The sequence below is a fragment of the Ruminococcus sp. genome, from assembly GCF_016283395.1.
Window position 1 is genome coordinate 21,925 of the sequence record NZ_JAEEMU010000052.1, and the last position, 19,385, is coordinate 41,309.

Annotated in this window: 24 protein-coding genes; all 24 read right to left on the reverse strand. The window is 44.0% G+C overall.

Annotated features, from left to right (window positions below; translation table 11 throughout):
* Positions 1-11: 11 nt before the first annotated feature.
* The 24 genes from QZZ41_RS13560 to QZZ41_RS13675 all read right to left on the reverse strand — a co-directional run bounded on the left by QZZ41_RS13560 (position 12) and on the right by QZZ41_RS13675 (position 19,340).
* On the reverse strand, positions 12-983 hold the full coding sequence (locus tag QZZ41_RS13560; protein ID WP_295073224.1) for a hypothetical protein: 972 nt from the start codon (positions 981-983) through the stop codon (positions 12-14).
* Between the two features lie 86 nt (positions 984-1,069).
* Positions 1,070-2,059, reverse strand: a complete 990-nt coding sequence (locus QZZ41_RS13565) for a hypothetical protein (protein ID WP_295073226.1) — start codon at positions 2,057-2,059, stop codon at positions 1,070-1,072.
* Positions 2,060-2,178: 119 nt separating this feature from the next.
* Positions 2,179-2,700, reverse strand: a complete 522-nt coding sequence (locus QZZ41_RS13570; RefSeq protein WP_295073228.1) for a hypothetical protein — start codon at positions 2,698-2,700, stop codon at positions 2,179-2,181.
* Positions 2,701-2,711: 11 nt separating this feature from the next.
* On the reverse strand, positions 2,712-3,233 hold the full coding sequence (locus tag QZZ41_RS13575; protein ID WP_074715739.1) for a hypothetical protein: 522 nt from the start codon (positions 3,231-3,233) through the stop codon (positions 2,712-2,714).
* Positions 3,234-3,614: 381 nt separating this feature from the next.
* A complete protein-coding gene (locus tag QZZ41_RS13580; protein ID WP_295073232.1) occupies positions 3,615-4,214 on the reverse strand; it encodes a hypothetical protein in 600 nt (199 codons plus the stop codon).
* Positions 4,215-4,275: 61 nt separating this feature from the next.
* The gene (locus QZZ41_RS13585; protein WP_074715734.1) at positions 4,276-5,457 is read right to left on the reverse strand and encodes a phosphoribosylaminoimidazolecarboxamide formyltransferase; all 1,182 of its coding nucleotides are present in this window, start codon (positions 5,455-5,457) and stop codon (positions 4,276-4,278) included.
* 89 nt (positions 5,458-5,546) lie between these two features.
* Complete coding sequence (locus QZZ41_RS13590) at positions 5,547-6,080, reverse strand: hypothetical protein (RefSeq protein WP_295073237.1); 534 nt, start codon at positions 6,078-6,080, stop codon at positions 5,547-5,549.
* A gap of 142 nt (positions 6,081-6,222) precedes the next feature.
* Positions 6,223-6,855 carry a hypothetical protein gene (locus tag QZZ41_RS13595; RefSeq protein ID WP_295073240.1) on the reverse strand — a complete coding sequence of 211 codons (633 nt, stop codon included), beginning with the start codon at positions 6,853-6,855 and terminating at the stop codon, positions 6,223-6,225.
* Between the two features lie 23 nt (positions 6,856-6,878).
* Positions 6,879-7,148, reverse strand: a complete 270-nt coding sequence (locus QZZ41_RS13600; RefSeq protein WP_295073243.1) for a hypothetical protein — start codon at positions 7,146-7,148, stop codon at positions 6,879-6,881.
* A 10-nt stretch (positions 7,149-7,158) separates the two neighbouring features.
* On the reverse strand, positions 7,159-7,872 hold the full coding sequence (locus QZZ41_RS13605; RefSeq protein WP_295073246.1) for an IMP cyclohydrolase: 714 nt from the start codon (positions 7,870-7,872) through the stop codon (positions 7,159-7,161).
* 32 nt (positions 7,873-7,904) lie between these two features.
* Positions 7,905-8,471: a putative ABC transporter permease gene (locus tag QZZ41_RS13610; RefSeq protein ID WP_295073249.1), complete on the reverse strand. Its 567-nt coding sequence runs from the start codon at positions 8,469-8,471 to the stop codon at positions 7,905-7,907.
* 4 nt (positions 8,472-8,475) lie between these two features.
* Complete coding sequence (purN, locus tag QZZ41_RS13615; RefSeq protein WP_295073251.1) at positions 8,476-9,099, reverse strand: phosphoribosylglycinamide formyltransferase; 624 nt, start codon at positions 9,097-9,099, stop codon at positions 8,476-8,478.
* A gap of 38 nt (positions 9,100-9,137) precedes the next feature.
* Positions 9,138-10,019: an expansin EXLX1 family cellulose-binding protein gene (locus QZZ41_RS13620; protein WP_295073255.1), complete on the reverse strand. Its 882-nt coding sequence runs from the start codon at positions 10,017-10,019 to the stop codon at positions 9,138-9,140.
* Positions 10,020-10,159: 140 nt separating this feature from the next.
* On the reverse strand, positions 10,160-11,197 hold the full coding sequence (purM, locus tag QZZ41_RS13625) for a phosphoribosylformylglycinamidine cyclo-ligase (RefSeq protein ID WP_295073258.1): 1,038 nt from the start codon (positions 11,195-11,197) through the stop codon (positions 10,160-10,162).
* Positions 11,198-11,306: 109 nt separating this feature from the next.
* The gene (locus tag QZZ41_RS13630) at positions 11,307-12,731 is read right to left on the reverse strand and encodes an amidophosphoribosyltransferase (protein WP_295073261.1); all 1,425 of its coding nucleotides are present in this window, start codon (positions 12,729-12,731) and stop codon (positions 11,307-11,309) included.
* A 4-nt stretch (positions 12,732-12,735) separates the two neighbouring features.
* Positions 12,736-13,455, reverse strand: a complete 720-nt coding sequence (purC, locus tag QZZ41_RS13635; protein ID WP_074715717.1) for a phosphoribosylaminoimidazolesuccinocarboxamide synthase — start codon at positions 13,453-13,455, stop codon at positions 12,736-12,738.
* Positions 13,456-13,530: 75 nt separating this feature from the next.
* The gene (locus QZZ41_RS13640; protein WP_295073264.1) at positions 13,531-13,737 is read right to left on the reverse strand and encodes a DUF6440 family protein; all 207 of its coding nucleotides are present in this window, start codon (positions 13,735-13,737) and stop codon (positions 13,531-13,533) included.
* A 123-nt stretch (positions 13,738-13,860) separates the two neighbouring features.
* Positions 13,861-14,076 carry a DUF6440 family protein gene (locus QZZ41_RS13645; protein ID WP_295073267.1) on the reverse strand — a complete coding sequence of 72 codons (216 nt, stop codon included), beginning with the start codon at positions 14,074-14,076 and terminating at the stop codon, positions 13,861-13,863.
* A 20-nt stretch (positions 14,077-14,096) separates the two neighbouring features.
* Positions 14,097-14,747: an HAD hydrolase-like protein gene (locus QZZ41_RS13650; protein WP_295073270.1), complete on the reverse strand. Its 651-nt coding sequence runs from the start codon at positions 14,745-14,747 to the stop codon at positions 14,097-14,099.
* Positions 14,744-15,400: a DUF4272 domain-containing protein gene (locus QZZ41_RS13655; protein WP_295073273.1), complete on the reverse strand. Its 657-nt coding sequence runs from the start codon at positions 15,398-15,400 to the stop codon at positions 14,744-14,746. The genes QZZ41_RS13650 and QZZ41_RS13655 overlap by 4 nt, the downstream gene beginning before the upstream one ends.
* A 38-nt stretch (positions 15,401-15,438) precedes the next feature.
* A complete protein-coding gene (gene purE / locus QZZ41_RS13660) occupies positions 15,439-15,939 on the reverse strand; it encodes a 5-(carboxyamino)imidazole ribonucleotide mutase (RefSeq protein WP_295073276.1) in 501 nt (166 codons plus the stop codon).
* A gap of 18 nt (positions 15,940-15,957) precedes the next feature.
* Positions 15,958-17,157, reverse strand: a complete 1,200-nt coding sequence (locus QZZ41_RS13665; RefSeq protein WP_295073279.1) for a hypothetical protein — start codon at positions 17,155-17,157, stop codon at positions 15,958-15,960.
* Between the two features lie 14 nt (positions 17,158-17,171).
* Positions 17,172-18,299, reverse strand: coding sequence for a WG repeat-containing protein (locus tag QZZ41_RS13670; protein WP_295073282.1), 1,128 nt, complete (start codon positions 18,297-18,299; stop codon positions 17,172-17,174).
* Positions 18,300-18,320: 21 nt separating this feature from the next.
* Complete coding sequence (locus QZZ41_RS13675; protein ID WP_295073284.1) at positions 18,321-19,340, reverse strand: glycosyltransferase family 2 protein; 1,020 nt, start codon at positions 19,338-19,340, stop codon at positions 18,321-18,323.
* Positions 19,341-19,385: the final 45 nt, after the last annotated feature.

Genomic DNA, 19,385 nt, shown 5'->3' on the forward strand with positions numbered 1-19,385 from the left:
TATGTAAAAAGTTATTTATTCTTAATGGTTATGCTGTCAAGCATTTCCTTTGCATCTGCAGCATCTGCATCTTTAAGGTATGTTACATAGATACTGTATGTGTATTTATCGTCTGAGAAATAATAATTATCAAGGCATCTTACATCACCGTCATCGCTCTCATTGTTGAGCTCATAATAAATATGTTCACACTTAAAGCCGAACATATCCTTCTGGTCTCGTGTAAGTACGGAGTATGAGTTCTCTTTTTCAGCCTTTTGGTTATATAAATTATCTGCACGTTCAGCAGGAGAGCTTCCGTCATCAAAAACCTGTATAGAAGTCATTGGAAGATACATTTTTTCGACATCATCAGCTTCTGTATAAGTTTCTCTTACCCAAAGAAAACTGTCGCTTTTCAGCTCGCCGGTAACATCATTGCAGGCATACTTTGCGCCTGTGCTGACAGTAAAGAAATCATAGTCATATATCTCAGGCTTATCTTCAAGGCGGAAATCCGATGTATACTTTACAGTTTTTGCAATTTTTTCAATTGCAGGCTTTAATATTTTTGCCTTTAACGGACTGCAGGTGCAGTCTAAAAACAGATAGTATGTATCTGTTCCGAGAACGCATGAAATAAGCGCGTTCTTTTTATCTTTTATAGTTCTCTCTGATGTACGGAAATATCCTTCGTAGGGATATCCCTTGAGCTTTTCAAGCTTGACATTTTCATCATCGTTATAGTATACCATAAGATCCTTTGCAGCTTCGGGCTTGCAGTTGAGATGATCACACTCAATGTCTATTTCTTCGCCAAGACATTTGAAGGTATACTTATAGCCGTCTTTATGGTCTGCCTTCTTGAATCCCATAGGAACTTCAAAACTGAAAGAGTCAAGTTCATATTTGTCGGACGGATGAGTATTATAGAAGTAGACACCGAACAATACTGCACCAAGAACGATGATGACAGATGACAGAATGATAATGATTTTTTTCATAGTTAAATTACCCCTTTTGATTTTTCCTTTATATCATTATATTATAACGAACGGCACAGAACCCCTTCTGCTCATTCGTTGTAAGCTTATTTAATTGTTATGCTGTCAAGCATTTCCTTAATATCTGCCTTGTCGGTGTCTGCGTGGTAAGAAGCGAATATTTCGTAAAGCAAACCGTCTTTTTCAAAGAAATACTGGTCACGGCTTATACAGTCTTTTTCTTCACCATCCGAAGATGAGTTGAGTTCAAAATAAACGTGTTCGCATTTGACTCCGAACATCTCCTGCTGATCTCTGATTATTGCTGGATGTTTTTCTTGGGAATCTTTTGCTGAATTATATGATTCATCTGCACGTTCAGCAGGTGAAGAATCGGAGTACTTTTTTACAGCGATGTTAACACAAGGAAGAAACAGTTTGTCTGGATTATCTATTTCAGCAAGCTGCTCCCTGATAATGAGATCGCTTTTGAAAGGTGTGCCTTCAAAATCAATTGTTCTGTCGGCACAGATGTATTTTGAGCCTGTGTTTATGCTTACATAATCGAAGTCATATACATCGGGCTTGTTTTCAATGTGGTTATCATTTTTGTATTTAACTCTTTTGACGATACGGTCCAGATCTTTTTTTACACGTTCCTCAGCAGAAGGCTTGCAATATGCGTCTATATTCATAAAATAAGTATCTGCGTTGAGGACATATTTCATATGGAGCTTACCGTCGTCTTTGAGATTCTTTTCAGATGAAAAGAAATAACCATTGTATGGAGTGTTTAAGAGCTTTTCGGGTACAGTATCTTTTCCTTCTAAATGAAATGTGGCATATGCGCTGATTGTATCAAAGCTGTTCATGATGTCGTAATTGCATATAGATATACTTGCGTCATCGCTCTTAAATGTATAATAGTTATCTCCTGATGATGCTTCTGAAGTGGCTTTGAAGCTTTGGGGAACTTTGAAGCTGAAATAATCTGTTTTATATGCTTTTGAAGGTATGGCGTGATAGTAAATAATTCCTGAAATACCTGCTGCTGCAAGAACAAGAATAGATGAGAGTGCTATAATAATTTTTTTCATTGTTAATTTCCCCTTTTGATTTTTTCCTTATATCATTATATTATAACGAACGGCACAGAACCCCTTCTGCTCATTCGCTAAAAGCGCATTTTATGTTAAAAACGCCGAAAAATGCACGTTTATGCACTTTTTTTCTCTAATTTCATGCTTTCTGCAAGACTTCCTCCGTATATCTCTATTGAGGCACAGCAGCATACCATAACGAATGCAGCACAAACAAGGAAACCTGACAAGCCCCTTAATGAGTTTACCTGTGTTACGATGTCCATGATGTCTTTGCCGTATTTTTCCTTGATATTGTTGCGTATGATACGGTTTACCAGCATTGAGCAGCCATAATCTGTCAGGAAAAGTAATACTGCAAGGACAATAGTGATTATGCCTCGTTTTTTCTTGAGATCCTTATATGCACAGTTTACGGAAGCCAGTACGCATATAGGTGCGGAAACGATAATGGCTTCCAGAATAAGTCCGAACTTGATATTGGCAGGAAGAGTCTCACTTTTTACGGTCTCTCCGAAAAGAGCCGTATACAGCGAGAGATGATTATACATTATGAAAAATATGTCGAGAGCGAGTTTGATAATACAAAATAAAGCTGAAGTAAGTAATGTGATCTTTAGTGTGTTTGATTTCTGCATTTTTATGCTCCTTATTTGTATTTTAAATGCTTAACATGACGGTCTTCATCTATACCGAGTGCAGCGGCGGTGCAGATAAGCACCAGTGCGCCTACAAGGAGTATACTGAAGAAGAATGTCACGTATTCTGTGCGCTGTATCAGCCAGCGTCCCGAAACATGGCTTTCAGCCATTGAAGTATGTGATATGAACAGAGCCATAACGTGCTCTATGATAAAACCTATAAGCCATAGGGCAGGGGCGACTTTAAGCGTTCGCTTACATCGTTTTGCCGAGAAAGCCCAGCCCATGCAGCTGAATATATATATCAGAAACGGCAGCCATACTATCTGAAGCGCACACAGCAGTGCTTTGCATTTGCCTGACATACCTATATCGGGGTGATTATCCTTTATCGAATCGCTCAGGAGAGCATTGAAAACAGGCCCCGAAGTCAGATAAGCGATAACAGAGATTATAATGTAAAATATCGTGAAAGCGGCTGCGGTTATGTATAGTTTCTTTAGTGAGATAGAATTATAATTGCTGCTCATATGTATCCCCCTCGTTTCTGAAAATATCAGTATTGCTGCGCAATTACCGCATTATATAACATTATACCACATAATTCTGAAAATAGCAACAGACGAAAAGAAAAAATTATCGCATAAATTTCTGTTTTTTTTCAGAGTTTCGACATTATTCCGACAGCGGCTCGAAATCAGGAGACAGGCTGAAAAGCGGCATATTTAATAATAATTGAATTAGGGAAGTGTTATTTTCATTTATCATGGAACTAAGCCCTTAGCCTTTAGCCGTTAGCTATTAGCAAATGTGTCGCCTTCGGCGAATAATTTAAATAATGTGAGCGCAAGCGAACTCTTTGGGCTAATGGCTCATGGCTGTATTATACAGTTTTTCTTTCCTATTTCAATTTACTTTATGCTTGAGAGTATCTCTGTTATTTTGCCTTCTACGTATCCGAAATTGGTGCTCTCTGCATAGACGCAAAGGTATTTGCCGCCGAAGTCAGCAAGATAAGACCTGCAATGCAGATCATCGTTTGCAGCCCATTCATAGTAATAGAAGGTACATTTCGCAGTAGCAGTTGTACCTGTGAAGATGATATTATCATTGTTTTCGGAGTTTATGGCTTCCTGAGCGGACTTGCCGTCATTGTTCTCGGCAACATAGACCTTTAAGCCGCAGGTGGTGAAGTCCCTGTCAGTGACCATTTTCAGGTCGCAGGGCATAGCTCCGCCTTCTGTAACAGTCTCAGAGCTGTCATACTTCCATATATTAGGTTCGGCATACATTGAGAAAGAGTGACTTTTGTAGTTGCCGTTTTTGTACTCTGTATTTTCGATAATAGGTGACATGGGAACAGGCGGAGAAGAAGCAGTTCCCTCAGTTGATGCTTCGGAAGCTGTTGAAGCGTTAGTATCTGAGGTATCATTCTTTTTATCAAGGCAGCTGCAAAATGATACTGCCATTAAAGCAGCTGCTATAAAAGCAGTGAAATGAAGTTTTTTCATATGTATATCTCCATAATACAAGGCTGCGGTCAGATGTTGACCGCAGCCTGAGCATTTTATATCAGTGGTGGAAAAGGCGGATACCTGTGAACGCCATTGCGATATTGTACTTGTTGCAGGTCTCGATAACGTTATCATCACGGATAGAACCACCCGGCTCTGCGATATACTCAACGCCTGACTTCTTAGCTCTTTCGATGTTGTCACCGAATGGGAAGAAAGCGTCTGAACCGAGGCATACGCCTGTGTTCTTAGCCAGCCAAGCCTTCTTTTCTTCTCTTGTGAATACAGCAGGCTTTACCTTGAAGATACGCTGCCACTCGCCCTCGCGGAGAACGTCCTCATATTCGTCGCCGATGTAAACGTCGATAGCGTTGTCACGGTCTGCACGGCGGATATCATCAACGAACTGGAGTCCCATTACCTGTGGAGACTGTCTCAGCCACCAGTTGTCAGCCTTCTGACCTGCAAGTCTTGTGCAGTGGATACGTGACTGCTGACCAGCACCGATACCGATAGCCTGTCCGTCCTTTACGTAGCAAACAGAGTTTGACTGTGTGTATTTAAGTGTGATGAGAGAGATAAGGAGATCGTCCTTCTTGTCATCGGGGATATCCTTGTTCTCGGTAACTACGTTAGCAAGGAGCTCGCGGTTGATGTCAAGCTCATTGCGTCCCTGCTCGAAAGATACGCCGTATACCTGCTTTGTTTCGATAGGAGCAGGCTTGTAGTTCTCGTCCATTTTGAGTATGCAGTATGTACCCTTTCTCTTTGACTTGAGTATCTCAAGAGCTTCGGGATCGTAATCAGGAGCGATAACGCCGTCTGATACCTCGCGCTGTATCATCTTGGCTGTGCATACGTCAACCTTGTCGGAAAGAGCGATGAAATCGCCGTAAGAGGACATTCTGTCAGCACCTCTTGCTCTTGCATAAGCACTTGCAAGGGGAGTGAGCTCGCCGAGATCGTCTACCCAGTAGATCTTCTTCAGATCATCGCTGAGAGGTCTGCCGATAGCAGCACCTGCCGGAGATACGTGCTTGAATGAAGTTGCTGCGCACATACCTGTAGCAGCCTTGAGCTCTTTAACGAGCTGCCAGCCGTTGAAAGCGTCAAGAAGATTGATATAGCCGGGCTTGCCGCAGAGCACTTCGATAGGAAGCTCGCTGCCGTCTGCCATATAAACTCTTGATGGCTTCTGATTTGGGTTACAGCCGTATTTTAACTGCATTTCATTTGACATGGTAATGTCCTCCTTATATTAATTCATAATTAATAATGCTTTATGTATAATTATTCGGCACAAAGGCTTTATATAGAAAAATCAAAATATCAGGAACTGAAGATAGCGCAGATGATCGCAGAGCAGAAAGCGGACCCACATAGCAAAAGGAAACCTATGCCGACCACTTTGCCTAAAAGACTAAATCTGGAAGTTTTGCTGCCTGAAAAATCTTCATTTCCCTCAAAGAATGCGGGGGATTGCAAACAGTGTAAAGGCGCACCAATGAGTATGAGCAGCACCGCCAATATTAAAAGTGACATGCCTATAGTAATGGAAGCATCGTCTACCTCTTTACTGAGCATTGCGAATGTAAATCCTGCAGTAGACAAAAGGCAGGAGACGATATATAATCTGTTGCGCCCTTTCTTCCATTTTTCAAGCTGCTTTTTATATTGCTTATCGGTGGTGATCTTCCGGTCAAGGTCGTTTACTTTTTTGCGTAAGTCTTCAACTTCAGCTTCTGCTTTTGCTTCATCAAAGCATACCTCGCAGCCGCAGTAAGGGCAGACTCCGAAGTATTCATCTTTTTTTCGTTCAACTGCCGCACCGCAATGAGGGCAGTCAATAGTAACTATGTTCATTTTATCACTTTCCCCTAATATAGCCGCTATACGGCTCAGTTAACTGTCCTGATTTCTTTTTATCCTTTCAAGCTCTTTGCGGATATTGTCCGCCCGGTCAGTATCATCGCTGGTGATATGATACACTCTGAAACCGTATATATCAATCAGCCAGTTTAAGGTCTTCGTATTCGTATTCTGTTACATCAACAGTATTATAACCATTGATACTTGTACATTTTATCTGTCTGCCTTTTTCGTCGTATTCATAAGTCGTTTCGACTCTGCCTTTCTCATCGACGCTGTCTGATACCTTACGGATAAGATTGCCGCTGATGTCGTATTCATATGTCCATGTGGTAAGATCGGACTTTTGCTTACCCGACTTTCTTGATATGCTGACAGAAGTCTCGGTAAGCATATTTCCGTCATCGTCATAGGTATATGTATGCTCTATTATCTTATCTTTTGAATATGACTTATCCTCGGTTTTCTTGGTGATATTGCCCTTATCGTCGTACTCATACGAATACTTGCAGACAGTGCCGATGCTGTTATTAGCTTTGACTTCAAACCACTCGGTCTCATTGCCGTGCTCGTCATACTTCATTTCATAGTAGGAGTGCTTTTGGGGGTGACCGTCATAGTCGTAATACACAGTTATACTTGTTTGGTTGCCGTTTTCATCATAGGTATTGATAAAAACTGTGTAGACAGTTTTTTCGTCCGAATAATACCATATACTCTTTACCAAATTGCCGTCCGAGTCATACTCATTGACGCTTTTTCCGTACATAGCAGGTTTCGGCTCACCTGATACTATATCAAGGTTGTAATCTGATATAATATGGTCATGCTCATCGTAGAGCTTTTCTTTTTTTCTTCGAGTTCGCCATTCTCATAATGCGATTCGATGCATTTGTAAGACGGTTCATTCTCAGCAATGTTCAATTCGTCATCAGAAAGGATATCGGGCATTGCCAAGAAATTCTCAGGTATTTCTTTTTTACTGCCCGAAAGCGAAGGAAAGTTACAGCCCAAAAGCGGAAGAAGCAATGCCGCTGCAAGCAGAATACTGAATTTTTTCATTTGCTGAGCATTACTTGTTCTTGTTTACGATACGTGTCTCCTCAGTATTATCTTCAAGATTTACGTAGCGGACAAAAAGAGATACCTTGTTGTCAGCATTGAGGTTGTTCCAGAGCATATCTGTGAACTGGTCGATACTGCCGCTGATGCCTACAAGCTTAGGCTCGCCCTCAAAGCTTGGGAGCGGATTGCCGTCACCCATATATGTATGAATGAAGCGTCCCTCACCTGCAAGCGGATTTGTGTATGTGAATGTGTATCTCTGACATGACTCAGGATTGCCGTTTGCACTCTTGAGGATAGACATTGCGTAGTTGAAGCCCTTGTCCTCGAAGTGGAGTATTCCTGAGATACGAGGTGTATAGTTAGGAGCATCGTCCTCGAATTCGCGTGTGCGGAGAGACTGCTCGAAAGTCTGCTGCTTGTCCATGAGCTCATAGATAGTATCAGTCTGATCGCCGTTTGTAACGATGAGCTTATTGCCGAGAACTCTTACAGGAGCGTAGATGATAAGGTGTGGATCAGTAAGCTTTGAAGGATCGAAAGCCTCTGTACGGATGCCCTTGCCCTCCTCGATGAATACGCGGTTGCGGCTGTTTTCGCTTCTGCCCATGATGAAGTATGCAGTAACAGCGTACTTTCCGCAGTCGGATTTACCGATAACGATACCTCTTCCGGGGTAAGCGTTTGAACTGAGTTCCTGTGCTAAATCAAGCTTTTTCATAATATTAATAACTCCTTTCGGATAATGGTTTATCAGTATCTTATTATCAGTGTGAGTATGAAGTCTGTGACAACTCCCACAAGTACGATAAGTGTGATGATATTGAGTGTTTTGCGTTTTGGCTTTGCGAGAAACCAATCATAGAATGGCTGTACGAAGTACATGAACAGCAGTCCGCCCATACCGAATCTGAGGGAAGGGGAGAGTGCTATTCTTGCCTGAAAGTTGATCTTATAATCTGCATATGTATCCCATGGCCAGCCGCCTGTGAAGAATTCGAGGACATAAGTGCCTGCAAGTTCTACGGTGGTGGCGACAAACATACAGCCGAAGAATATGATGAACGGACGGGATATCTGCAAGCCGATGCCGCCTTCCTTCTTCATGAATTTTCCGAAGAAGAGCAGGAACAGCAAAGCTCCTACGGCGTATATCGGGCAGTATGGTCCGAACATTATACCAAGATTTCTGAAACCCCATTTGTATACTACGACTTCGAGGAATACCTCGTATATCCAGCCGAGTACAGCGTACATCCAGAAGCAGAGAAACAGCTTCTGTACAGTTTGTTTTTCCAATAATTCCTTTATCTTTTTCATAGTTTTATTTTACATAAGCCTTTCCGTCAACTATCTCTATCCTGTCCTGACAGAAGAGAGATACCGCCTGAGGAAGAAGCTTCCATTCAACGTTTTCCATGATCCTGCGCTGGAGTATCTCGGGAGTATCGTCCTTTTCAACGTTTACTACTCCCTGTAGGATTATAGCACCTGCATCAGCTTCTTCGTTTACGAAATGTATTGTTGCGCCGCTGACCTTTACGCCGTAAGCGAGAGCAGCTTCGTGGACTTTGAGTCCGTAGTAGCCTTCGCCGCAGAATGACGGGATAAGTGCAGGATGAACATTGATTATCTTGTATGCGTAAGCCTTTGTCACGCACTCATCAAGTATGGTCATAAATCCTGCAAGTACCACAAGGTCGGCTTTTTCTTCATTAAGTGCATTGAGTATAGCCTGACTGTAGGTCACACTGTCAGAGTATTCCTTTCTTGGGATAACTCTTGTAGATATATCGTTGTTTTTGGCGCGTTCAAGAGCGTATGCGCCTTCCTTTGAGGAGATGACACAGGTTATCTTTCCACTCTTGATGATACCTGATTTTTCGGCATCTATGAGTGCCTGTAGATTAGTGCCGCCGCCTGAAACGAGAACAACTATATTTTTCATGGATTTTTTCTCCTATTATTTTATTGCAAGAGTAAAAATTATTCGGGGAACTGAACGTGTCCCTGTATTATTTCCGTATCGTCATATGAAAGTGGGATATCCTTGTCTATGACCACCTGACCGTAGATATCGGTTATGCGGAAGGTGAAAGGACCTTTTCCCATTTCACGGGACTCGAAATAATTGTACGGGCGGCGCGGTATCTCAACGAATTCGCCGTCTGCATTGAGGTATTCAAGTTTTGTTATAGGGTAGCGGTGGTTGCGTACCTGAACGCCACACCAGAATTCCGTGCTGCCCTCTTTGTATTTGAATGAGATAGGAGCAGTCTCCGCGGTATCAAGGGGGATTATCTTCCAGCTAACGGGTACTCTTCCTTTCTCAACAGGAGCGATGAGCGGAAAAGCGTCCGTATAGAGGTCGAGGTCGCCCTTTTTGCCTTCGGGGAGCTCGTCTGTAACAAGCATTTTTATAGTGCCAAGCTCGCCTGTAACTTCAAGGTATGCGCCTGCAAGCTGAGCTTCGTTGTAATCATAATGGTTCATGGCGACTATCCAGTAATCGTGGGATACAGGGTCAAGCATAGCGTGACCGCCTGTATAACCGCCGCCGTAGAAAGTGCCCTCGCCTGTATGTACAGTTCCCTTTGGTTCGAGGATACAGTCCTCGTCTATAGGGTTGGTCTGTACTTCAAACTCTGTGGGAGTCTTACCGTTTACGCCCAGCAGGAATTTCTGGAGAGCATTGAGTTCTGCTCTTGATATCTCGCTGTTTTGCCTTGCGGTTATCATATCAAAGCAGTCAACGATACCGTCGGAGTTGTAGTCCATATCTATGGTTCCGACCGCATCGCTGTATAAAGGTGTAGCCGTCAGTGCGGCAGAAAGCAGCACTGAAGCCAGAAGAATGTGCTTTTTCATAAACATCACGACCTTTTAAAATTTCCAAATCCCATACCCCATGTTTCGATTTCAGTGTTTTTTGCTTTAAACAGTCAAAAATAATGAATTCGGATAATTTTGCGGCTAATGTTATGAATTATGATAAGATCAATGCTCTATCAGCAGATGATAACGCCTTCCTCAGACTCAACGAGCTCGCCGAGTACGTAAGCGTCCTCGCCTGCTGCCTTGATAGCTGCGATAGCCTTGTCAGCGTCGTTTTTGTCAACTGATACGATCATACCTACGCCCATATTGAATGTATTGAACATATCTCTCTCAGGGATATCGCCTGTTCTCTGGATAAGATCGAAGATAGGAAGTACCTGTACAGAGTTTCTTTCGATCTTTGCAGCAAGGTTCTTGGGGAGAGAACGCGGGATATTCTCATAGAAGCCGCCGCCTGTGATATGTGATATAGACTTTACCTTAACAGCATCAAGAAGGCTCATAACAGCCTTTACATAGATACGTGTAGGAGTAAGGAGACATTCACCGAGAGTTGTGCCCAGGTCATCAAAGTGCATATTGAGGTTCTGCTCGTTTACATCGAATACTCTTCTTACGAGAGAGAAGCCGTTTGAATGTACACCGCTTGACTTGATAGCTATGAGAACATCTCCTGCCTTCTGAGTATCTGGCTGGAGGATCTTGTCCTTATCAACAACGCCTACTGAGAAGCCAGCAAGGTCATATTCGTCCTCAGGCATAAGACCAGGATGCTCGGCTGTCTCTCCGCCGATAAGAGCACACTGCGCCTGTACGCAGCCCTCAGCAACACCTGAAACGATAGTTGCTATCTTTTCGGGGAAATTCTTGCCGCAAGCGATATAATCAAGGAAGAACTGTGGCTTTGCACCGCAGCAGATGATATCGTTTACGCACATTGCAACGCAGTCTATACCTACAGTATCATGCTTGTCCATGATAAATGCAAGCTTTATCTTTGTACCTACGCCGTCTGTACCCGATACGAGTACAGGCTTGCTGATACCTGTCATATCAAGCTCGAAAAGTCCGCCAAATCCGCCGATGCCTGACAGCGCACCCTTTATCATAGTACGTGCGATATGCTCCTTCATCAGCTCAACTGACTTGTAGCCTGCGGTAACGTCAACGCCTGCTTTTTTGTAGCTTTCAGAAAAACTGTTGTTCATTAATTTACCTCCATGAATAAATGTAGGGGACGACGTCCTCGGCGTCCCGTAAAGCGTATGGATCTTACGGGCTGCCGAGGACGCCAGCCCCTACGAACGTTGTAATAAATTATTCTTTGCCGTTCCAGCAATATGTGCAGAGTCCGCACGAGTCAAGACCTACAGCCTTTTCTGTACCCTCAAGTGTCTGGAATTCAAGTGAGGTAAGGCGGAGTCTCTTGCATATCTCATCTCTGAGTCTGCGTCCTCTTTCTGTAGCTGAGTTGCTGTATTCCTCAATGTGCTTTACTCCTACAGGGCCTTCAAACTCGTCGATTATCTGACGTGCGATAAGCTCCATCTCGGAAGTGCTTCTTGAGAAGTTGAGGTACTTGCAGCCGTACATGATAGGCGGACAGGCAGAGCGCATATGAACTTCCTTAGCACCGTGCTCATAAAGGAACTCAACAGTCTCTCTCATCTGTGTGCCTCTTACGATACTGTCGTCAACAAAGAGTAGCTTCTTGCCGTTGATAAGATCGTGAACGGGGATAAGCTTCATCTTTGCTACCTGATTTCTCATGCTCTGGTTTGTAGGCATGAAGCTTCTTGGCCATGTAGGGGTATACTTGATGAAAGGTCTTGCGAAAGGTATACCGCTTCTGTTAGCATAGCCGATAGCGTGAGGAGTACCCGAATCAGGTACACCGCAGATATAGTCAACGTCAGGAAGTCTGCCGTTCTTGATATCGTTTTCAGCCATTATCTCGCCGTTTCTTGTACGCATAACTTCAACGTTTACGCCCTCGTAAACAGCGTTGGGATAGCCGTAGTAAGTCCAGAGGAAGGTACATATCTTCATCTTTGAAGGATCGCCCTCTGCAAGTGTCTTACATTCGTCGGAAGTAAGCTCTACGATCTCGCCTGCAACGAGCTCCTTATATGTGGTATAGCCCAGCTTCTGGAAAGCAAAGGACTCTGTTGAAAGGCAGAAGCCGTCACTTCTCTTGCCGATGATGATAGGAAGTCTGCCGAACTTGTCTCTTGCAGCGATTATGCTGTTCTTTGTGAGGATAATGAGTGACATAGTGCCCTCGATCTTTTCCTGTGCATAACGGATACCCTCAACGAAGCTGTTCTTCTGTGCGATAAGAGCACCGATAAGGTCGCCTGAGTTGATATTTCCGCTGCTCATTGACTCAAAGTTAGCACAGCCCTGTTCAAGGAGCTCGTTAACAAGAGCATCTGCATTGCGGATTATACCTACTGAGCATACAGCATATATGCCAAGCTTTGAGCGGACGAGGATAGGCTGAGGATCTGTATCGCTGATACAGCCGATACAGAGCTTGCCTCTCATATTCACAACATCATTCTCGAATTTTGTACGGAAAGGGGAGTTTTCGATACTATGGATATTTCTCTGAAAACCGTTTTCCTCCGACCATGATGTCATACCGCCTCTTCTTGTACCGAGGTGTGAATGATAGTCAGTTCCGAAAAAAACGTCGGTAACGCAGTCGTTTTTAGAGGCTGCACCAAAAAAACCGCCCATATGATTATTCTCCCATAAGTCTCTTCATGATTTCCTGATAAGCTTCTTCAACGCCGCCCATATCTCTGCGGAAACGGTCCTTGTCGAGCTTTTCGTGAGTTGTAGAATCCCAGAAACGGCAGGTATCAGGTGAGATCTCGTCAGCGAGGATAATTGTGCCGTCGGAAGTCTTACCGAACTCGATCTTGAAGTCGATGAGGTCGATGTTGAGTCCCTTGAAGAACTTTACCATGAACTCATTTACCTTGAAAGCGTACTTAGCGATAGTGTCGATATCTTCCTTTGTAGCGATACCGAGAGCGAGTGCATAGTAATCATTGATGAAAGGATCGCCGAGATCGTCGTTCTTGTAGCTGAATTCGAGGATAGGGCAGAGGAGCTTCTTGCCTTCTTCAACGCCCATTCTCTTTGAAAAGCTGCCTGCTGCAACGTTTCTGATGATTACCTCAAGGGGAACGATAGAAACCTTCTTAACGATAGTTTCGCGGTCACTGATCTCCTCAACAAGGTGAGTAGGTACGCCTTCTTTTTCGAGCATCTTGAACATATAGTTTGTCATCTTGTTGTTGATAACGCCCTTGCCTGAGATAGTGCCCTTCTTTTCGCCGTTGAAAGCTGTTGCATCGTCCTTGTAATCTACGATAACGAGATCAGGATCGTTTGTAGCGTAAACCTTTTTTGCCTTGCCCTCATAGAGCTGTTCCTTCTTTTCGATGTTTGACATTTTAAAATTCCTCCTTGAGAATTATATAAATGATTATATATGCAATTCCGCATCATTACGGAAATTGTAGGCTTATTATTCTTTAATAAGATTTTTAGCGATAAGAGGCTTGTCGTACTTATCTCTCATCATAATGATGTCTGACTCTCTTGCTGTCGAAGTCATATAGCAGACACCTGTTTCGTTGTCTGCAAATACGACGATCTGTTTTGAAGCGCCGATAGTCTGTGAGCTTATCTCAGTAAAGCGCTGCTTTTCTTTTTCCTTATTATTATTGAACATAGTGTTTAATCCTTTCTTAAAAGCAGATCTGTGACTTGTTGCGGAGTTTCTGCTATGTGATCTGCACCTGCTTTGGAAAGTTCTTCAATTTGAACCATACAATTCAAAAGGCTTTTTGCAGGTTTATTTATTATTTCCGCCGAAGCGCGGATCAATATATGGTTTTCCGTCCTTGTCAAGCAAAGGGGTTACTCTTGTGCCTTCGCGCATGGACGATAAATAGGTAACACCTGTTACTTTGTCCACAAACACAGAATATATGGTGCCCCAATATTGCTGTTCCGATATGAACTCAAAGCGTTCTTCATTTTTTTCCTTGTCAACTTTTACGTTTGACATATTATCCCCCCTGTATCATGTTATGAGAGCAGCATATCTGCCGCTTCTTCAGGTGTATGTGCAATATAGTCTGCTCCTGCTTTAGTAAGCTCCTCTATTGAGCCGAAGCCCCAGAGGATACCCATGCATTTCAGACCTGTTTTATGTGCGCCGTCTGCGTCCTGCTTTCGGTCACCTATCATAAGTACACGGCTTCTGTCGGTGATATCCGCCTTTGCGAGAACATACTCGATGACCTCATGCTTGTAGTTGCGTGTGCCGTTTATGTTTGCACCGCCCACTATTTCAAAGTACTGAGCAAGTCCGAATTTCTCGAATATGCGCACTGCGTACACCTCGGGCTTGCTTGTGGCGACCATTATCCTTTTGCCGCCCTTTTTGAGCCTGTCAAGCATTTCGGGGATACCGTCATAAACGCGGTTCTCGAAAAGTCCCACAGTGGAGTACCTTTCGCGGAATATCTTTACAGCCTCGTTTACCTGCTCCTCGTTCATGCCGCAGAACTCAGCAAAGGACTGATACAGCGGCGGTCCGAGAAATTTGTTCGTATCCTCGGGCATCTCATAACCCATTTTGGTGAGAGCGTGTTCAATGCATTTAACTATGCCCTCGGTGGAGTCTGTGAGAGTGCCGTCAAGGTCGAATAGAAGAGTATCAAAATTATCTATCATGTATCCAATTCTATATCGTGCCAGTCGTTTTCATCGGAGATGAGCCATTCGAGACCGCGTCTGCGCTCGAATACAACTTCGCCCACAAGATCAGCCACAGGACAGTTTTTGTCGATATGTTCATTCTGGACCACTGCCCAGTGATAGCGGTAATAGAGGTCGAGCATATCAAGTATATCATCTGTGCTCCTGAGAGAGCATCTGCTCTTGAAGTCATCGAAGCCCTCACACTGAGAGACAGCGCGTATAGCCGCTGTACAGTCGCAGATAGCGTTTGCGTCGGTGATATCCTCAACGATTCCAAGTGCCCACAGCAGTGACCAGTAACATTCATACTCCCATACAACATCTACAGTATCCTGCTCCGAGCCTTTACCGCTTACGAGCCTCTGCTCCTTTGCGTTAAGGCAGTCCTCAACGCCGAAATGCTGTATAAGACCTGTGAAAAATCCCAACTGATCTGTGTTGTTTTCGCTGAGCTCTATGCCTACCTGAGTACACAGCAGAGCAGCAATTGCTCTTTTGCAGATGTCATCAAGGCTTTTGAGCTTCACCTGCGAAGCATCCTCAATAAGAGGAAGATTTGGGTTTATGCCGATCCCTTTTTCCTTTAATATCTTTTCTGAGCGTTCTTTTCTTTCTGAAGGTGTCATATTTTACCTCCTTTGGGTGAAAGTGGTCTTGGTTAATATCAGAGAGCTGCGATCTGCTCCTGGAGAGACTTGTCCTTGGCGATAACGCCGTCAGCCATAGCCTTTTTCTCGGCAGCAAGCTTTGCGGCAAGCTCGTCATCAGCGATAGCAAGCATCTGTACAGCAAGGACAGCCGCATTCTTTGCGCCGTCGATGCCTACTGTTGCAACAGGTACTCCCGGAGGCATCATAACTGTAGCCAGGAGAGCGTCAACGCCCTCAAGTGCCTTTGACTTCATAGGTATGCCGATAACAGGAAGTGTTGTATGTCCTGCAACTACACCTGCAAGGTGAGCAGCCATACCTGCTGCGCATATGATAGCTCCGAAGCCGTTAGCCTTTGCGTTTGAAGCAAATTCAGCAGCCTCTGCGGGAGTTCTGTGCGCACTCATAACACGGCATTCAAATTCAACGCCGTACTTTTTGAGCTCTGTGAGAGCTGATTTTACAACAGGGAAGTCGCTGTCGCTTCCCATGATAACTGCAACTTTTTTAGACATGGTTATTTCTCCTTTATATTATCTGTCAATGGAGCGTGAAACGATTATTTCGTTTACGCCGCTTGATGCGCCCCACAGGTCTGTGCCCCATATAGCCCAGAGCTGATCTGTTCCCATTGACCATGAGTATTCTGCTTTGACACCTTCGCCCGAAAAAGCCGAAGGCACAGTAGCGTTGCCGTATTCTTCTTCAAGAGACGGCAGCAGTTTATTGAAAGCTTCTTCAAGCTCGCTTTCCGAATAGGGGTAGCTGCTGTTCTCTACATTCCCCACATTTCCGATATGATAGCCGAAGCAGATGAGTTCATCGGTCTTTTCATCAAATTCCACGAACATATATCCGCGAAGCCCTGTATCAAAAACTTCGTCGGCTGTAAAGCTGTAGTCGTATTCTACAGACGGCTTGTAGCCTGCCCTGTATTCATAGTCGTAATCCTTGCCGATAACAGCGAAAACATCTTCAATAGTCATTCCTGTTTTCAGCTGATCAAGAATGTTCAGCCCGTTGTTTTGGGACTGCTGAGATACGGCTTTTTCTTTTGAATAATCAAGTATCTTCTGAGCAAAGTCATTTGCGTTCAGAGATAAGGAAACGTTTCCTTCTTTGGTGTCATCGTAATATGTACCCCAAAGGTTAAGAGTGCCGTAGGTGTTGTCCCAGCTGAGATTGCCCAGTGAAGGTGTCCCCGCATCTGTAGAGGTGTAATAATCACCGTAGTATTCATGCACCTGCTCGAAGAGCTTGTCGTATACGGCTTTCAATTCTTCTTCGGTGTGATCTTTTGAGGTATTGTTGTCCCTGTCAATGACTCCGAAATGATAGCTCATGCTGATAAGCTCGCCGTCGGGAATGAATGTTAAAAGCTCATAGCCCTCCATATCTATACCGAGGAACGGGCAGCTGTCGAGGGGTATTGTGTAATATGCGATATCAGGACCTGCATCAAGATATTTCTCAACGCTGCGATCGTAATTATTACCGATTATCGCCTGTACCTCGGCTTCTGTCATGCCAAGCTTTATATCGGGGGATATATTGAATTCATCACCGAATTTTTCCGATACTTCGGTATTTTCTTCGGTTTCGGCTTCTGAAGTGATCTCTTCCGTTGAAGCTGCGGTGGTCTCTTCATCTGTCTCGCTGCCGCTGTCTATTTTGCCGCAGGCTGCGGTCATAAGCATTATAAATGCACACAGGAACGCTGTTTTTTTCTTCATGGATATGACCTCCGTCAGTGAGCCTGCTGCTCGTTTTTCTTTTCATTTGTATCCGCAGGCTGTTTGCTTTCTGCTGCTTTTGCAGGATAAGAAAGCTTATTCGGAACAAAGTCGCCTGAAAGAACGCGGAGTCCCTTTTCGGGATCGTAAACGAATTCCATTACGGCTTTGTAATCACCTCTAAGATACTGTATTTTACCGTCTGCCATTTTAGAATTGGTAGAGATATTTGCAGTTATGTAGATCTTGTAATGATCGAGATCATCATCAGATGTAGATGAATATACCGATACATCATTCAGAGACATGAGCGTTTTTGAGGTAACGGAGTGATCCTCGGGGAAAAGAGTGAGGAAAACTGCCGACTGCTCGGCATCTATATTCGTAAGCAGGCGGCTGTTGCCTGTAAAGGCATACTCTATGTACTTATCAACAGCCCTGCTCATTTTTTCAAGTGAAGAGATACTCAGCTTTGAGAGCAGGTTCTTGTTCGTCACCTCAAGCTCATAGGCGTGGTCCATTGTTTCGCTTTTAATAACAGCGTTTCTGAGAATGACATCGTTAGCTGTTACGGAATATCTGTACACTCCGTTTTCCGAGGTGAGGACCAGTTCGTTTTCATCTTCTTTATATGAAGTCCATGCTCTTGAAAAGCACGGGTTGAAGTTATGGTCGTAGATGACATACGTGATTTTATCTTTGCTGTCGTCTTTTACGCCGTCTTTGATGTTATTATTGGATTTAGCAATATAAAAAGTGCGTCCTGAAAGCTTTGTGTCGGTTATGTCCGAATAAACGAAGGGGATAGAGATATTGCCTTCATAGTCGATGCAGCCGAACAGCTTATTGCCGCGAATTTGCTTTGATGCGATACAAAGGTCGCTGTCGGTGAATTTTATCTCCTGCCATTCGGGGTAAACGATCACGCGCTCATTGCTGTCGATTATACCGTAAAGACCTGCACTGTCCGTGAAAATGTGATTGCCGGAATTATCCGCGCTCAGCTTTTTCTCGACGGCAGGCTGAGTACCGCTTAATTCGGCACTCTGATCCGTATTTGAATAAAAACGGGTGATAGCGACGGCAAGGACGATGATAACGATAAACAGTACGGAGATTATAAGTCTCATATGCTTAGTCAATGTCTCCGCACCTCCTTAGAGTCATTTGCTCTCATTGTCAGATGCTTCTGACTTCTGAGCACCGCTCTGCTGAGCTTCAGCCTTGCGCTGTCTGTAGATATCCTCAGTTTCTTTTGTTATGTATATCGGACGGTTCTTTGTTTCAAGATATGTCTTGGAAAGGTACTGTCCGAGGATACCGACGCAGAAGAGCTGTAATCCGCTGAAAAGGAATATAAGACAGAGCAGTGTGGGATATCCGTCGGGAGCGTCCAGCCAGCCGAATATAGAGCGGATAATTGTGATAACGATGAGTATGAATGCGATAAAGCAGGTGATTATTCCCAGCAGCGAGGCAATAGCCAGAGGAGCTGTGGAGAATGCCATGATACCTTCGAGGGAGTACTTGAAAAGTCCCCAGAACGACCATGAGGAAGTACCTGCGGGACGTTCAACGTTTTCGTATTCAATGTATCGGGTATTGAAGCCTACCCAGCTGAATATGCCTTTTGAGAAACGGTTGTATTCCGACATATCAAGGATAGCGTCAACCATCTGTCTTGTCATGAAGCGGAAGTCCTGAGCACCGTCAACGATCTCGGTCTGAGAGATCTTGTTCATTATCCTGTAGAAAAGTCTTGCGAACCATGAACGTACCTTTGACTCGCCCTTTCTGCTTACGCGGCGTGTGGTAGCGCAGTCGTACTCGCCGTTCTTGACGTAGCTGTACATCTGGGGCAGGAATGACGGCGGATGCTGGAGGTCTGCGTCCATAACGACAACATAGTCGCCCTTGGCATTTTTCAGGCCTGCATACATACCCGATTCCTTACCGAAATTACGGGAAAAAGAAATGTATCTTACACGCTTGTCCCTGTCTGCGAGGGAACGTAATATATCAAGTGTTGTATCTTTTGATCCGTCATTGATGAACAGATATTCAAAGGTAAGTTCGGGATCGTCCTTGGACATCTGCCCTGTCACCTTTGTGATCTCCTCGTAGAACATGGGGAGAACTTCCTGCTCATTATAGCACGGAACTACTACTGAAACGAGCTTCACGTTTTTTCCTCCTTCAAAAGAAGCTTCATCGGCTCATAAAAAAGA

Bases quoted from the DNA above. Each gene is read 5' to 3' on its own strand.
- QZZ41_RS13560 (WP_295073224.1), bottom strand. From the start codon at position 983: ATGAAAAAAATCATTATCATTCTGTCATCTGTCATCATCGTTCTTGGT.
- QZZ41_RS13565 (WP_295073226.1), bottom strand. From the start codon at position 2,059: ATGAAAAAAATTATTATAGCACTCTCATCTATTCTTGTTCTTGCAGCA.
- QZZ41_RS13570 (WP_295073228.1), bottom strand. From the start codon at position 2,700: ATGCAGAAATCAAACACACTAAAGATCACATTACTTACTTCAGCTTTA.
- QZZ41_RS13575 (WP_074715739.1), bottom strand. From the start codon at position 3,233: ATGAGCAGCAATTATAATTCTATCTCACTAAAGAAACTATACATAACC.
- QZZ41_RS13580 (WP_295073232.1), bottom strand. From the start codon at position 4,214: ATGAAAAAACTTCATTTCACTGCTTTTATAGCAGCTGCTTTAATGGCA.
- QZZ41_RS13585 (WP_074715734.1), bottom strand. From the start codon at position 5,457: ATGTCAAATGAAATGCAGTTAAAATACGGCTGTAACCCAAATCAGAAG.
- QZZ41_RS13590 (WP_295073237.1), bottom strand. From the start codon at position 6,080: ATGAACATAGTTACTATTGACTGCCCTCATTGCGGTGCGGCAGTTGAA.
- QZZ41_RS13595 (WP_295073240.1), bottom strand. From the start codon at position 6,855: ATGTACGGAAAAAGCGTCAATGAGTATGACTCGGACGGCAATTTGGTA.
- QZZ41_RS13600 (WP_295073243.1), bottom strand. From the start codon at position 7,148: ATGAAAAAATTCAGTATTCTGCTTGCAGCGGCATTGCTTCTTCCGCTT.
- QZZ41_RS13605 (WP_295073246.1), bottom strand. From the start codon at position 7,872: ATGAAAAAGCTTGATTTAGCACAGGAACTCAGTTCAAACGCTTACCCC.
- QZZ41_RS13610 (WP_295073249.1), bottom strand. From the start codon at position 8,471: ATGAAAAAGATAAAGGAATTATTGGAAAAACAAACTGTACAGAAGCTG.
- purN (WP_295073251.1), bottom strand. From the start codon at position 9,099: ATGAAAAATATAGTTGTTCTCGTTTCAGGCGGCGGCACTAATCTACAG.
- QZZ41_RS13620 (WP_295073255.1), bottom strand. From the start codon at position 10,019: ATGAAAAAGCACATTCTTCTGGCTTCAGTGCTGCTTTCTGCCGCACTG.
- purM (WP_295073258.1), bottom strand. From the start codon at position 11,197: ATGAACAACAGTTTTTCTGAAAGCTACAAAAAAGCAGGCGTTGACGTT.
- QZZ41_RS13630 (WP_295073261.1), bottom strand. From the start codon at position 12,731: ATGGGCGGTTTTTTTGGTGCAGCCTCTAAAAACGACTGCGTTACCGAC.
- purC (WP_074715717.1), bottom strand. From the start codon at position 13,455: ATGTCAAACATCGAAAAGAAGGAACAGCTCTATGAGGGCAAGGCAAAA.
- QZZ41_RS13640 (WP_295073264.1), bottom strand. From the start codon at position 13,737: ATGTTCAATAATAATAAGGAAAAAGAAAAGCAGCGCTTTACTGAGATA.
- QZZ41_RS13645 (WP_295073267.1), bottom strand. From the start codon at position 14,076: ATGTCAAACGTAAAAGTTGACAAGGAAAAAAATGAAGAACGCTTTGAG.
- QZZ41_RS13650 (WP_295073270.1), bottom strand. From the start codon at position 14,747: ATGATAGATAATTTTGATACTCTTCTATTCGACCTTGACGGCACTCTC.
- QZZ41_RS13655 (WP_295073273.1), bottom strand. From the start codon at position 15,400: ATGACACCTTCAGAAAGAAAAGAACGCTCAGAAAAGATATTAAAGGAA.
- purE (WP_295073276.1), bottom strand. From the start codon at position 15,939: ATGTCTAAAAAAGTTGCAGTTATCATGGGAAGCGACAGCGACTTCCCT.
- QZZ41_RS13665 (WP_295073279.1), bottom strand. From the start codon at position 17,157: ATGAAGAAAAAAACAGCGTTCCTGTGTGCATTTATAATGCTTATGACC.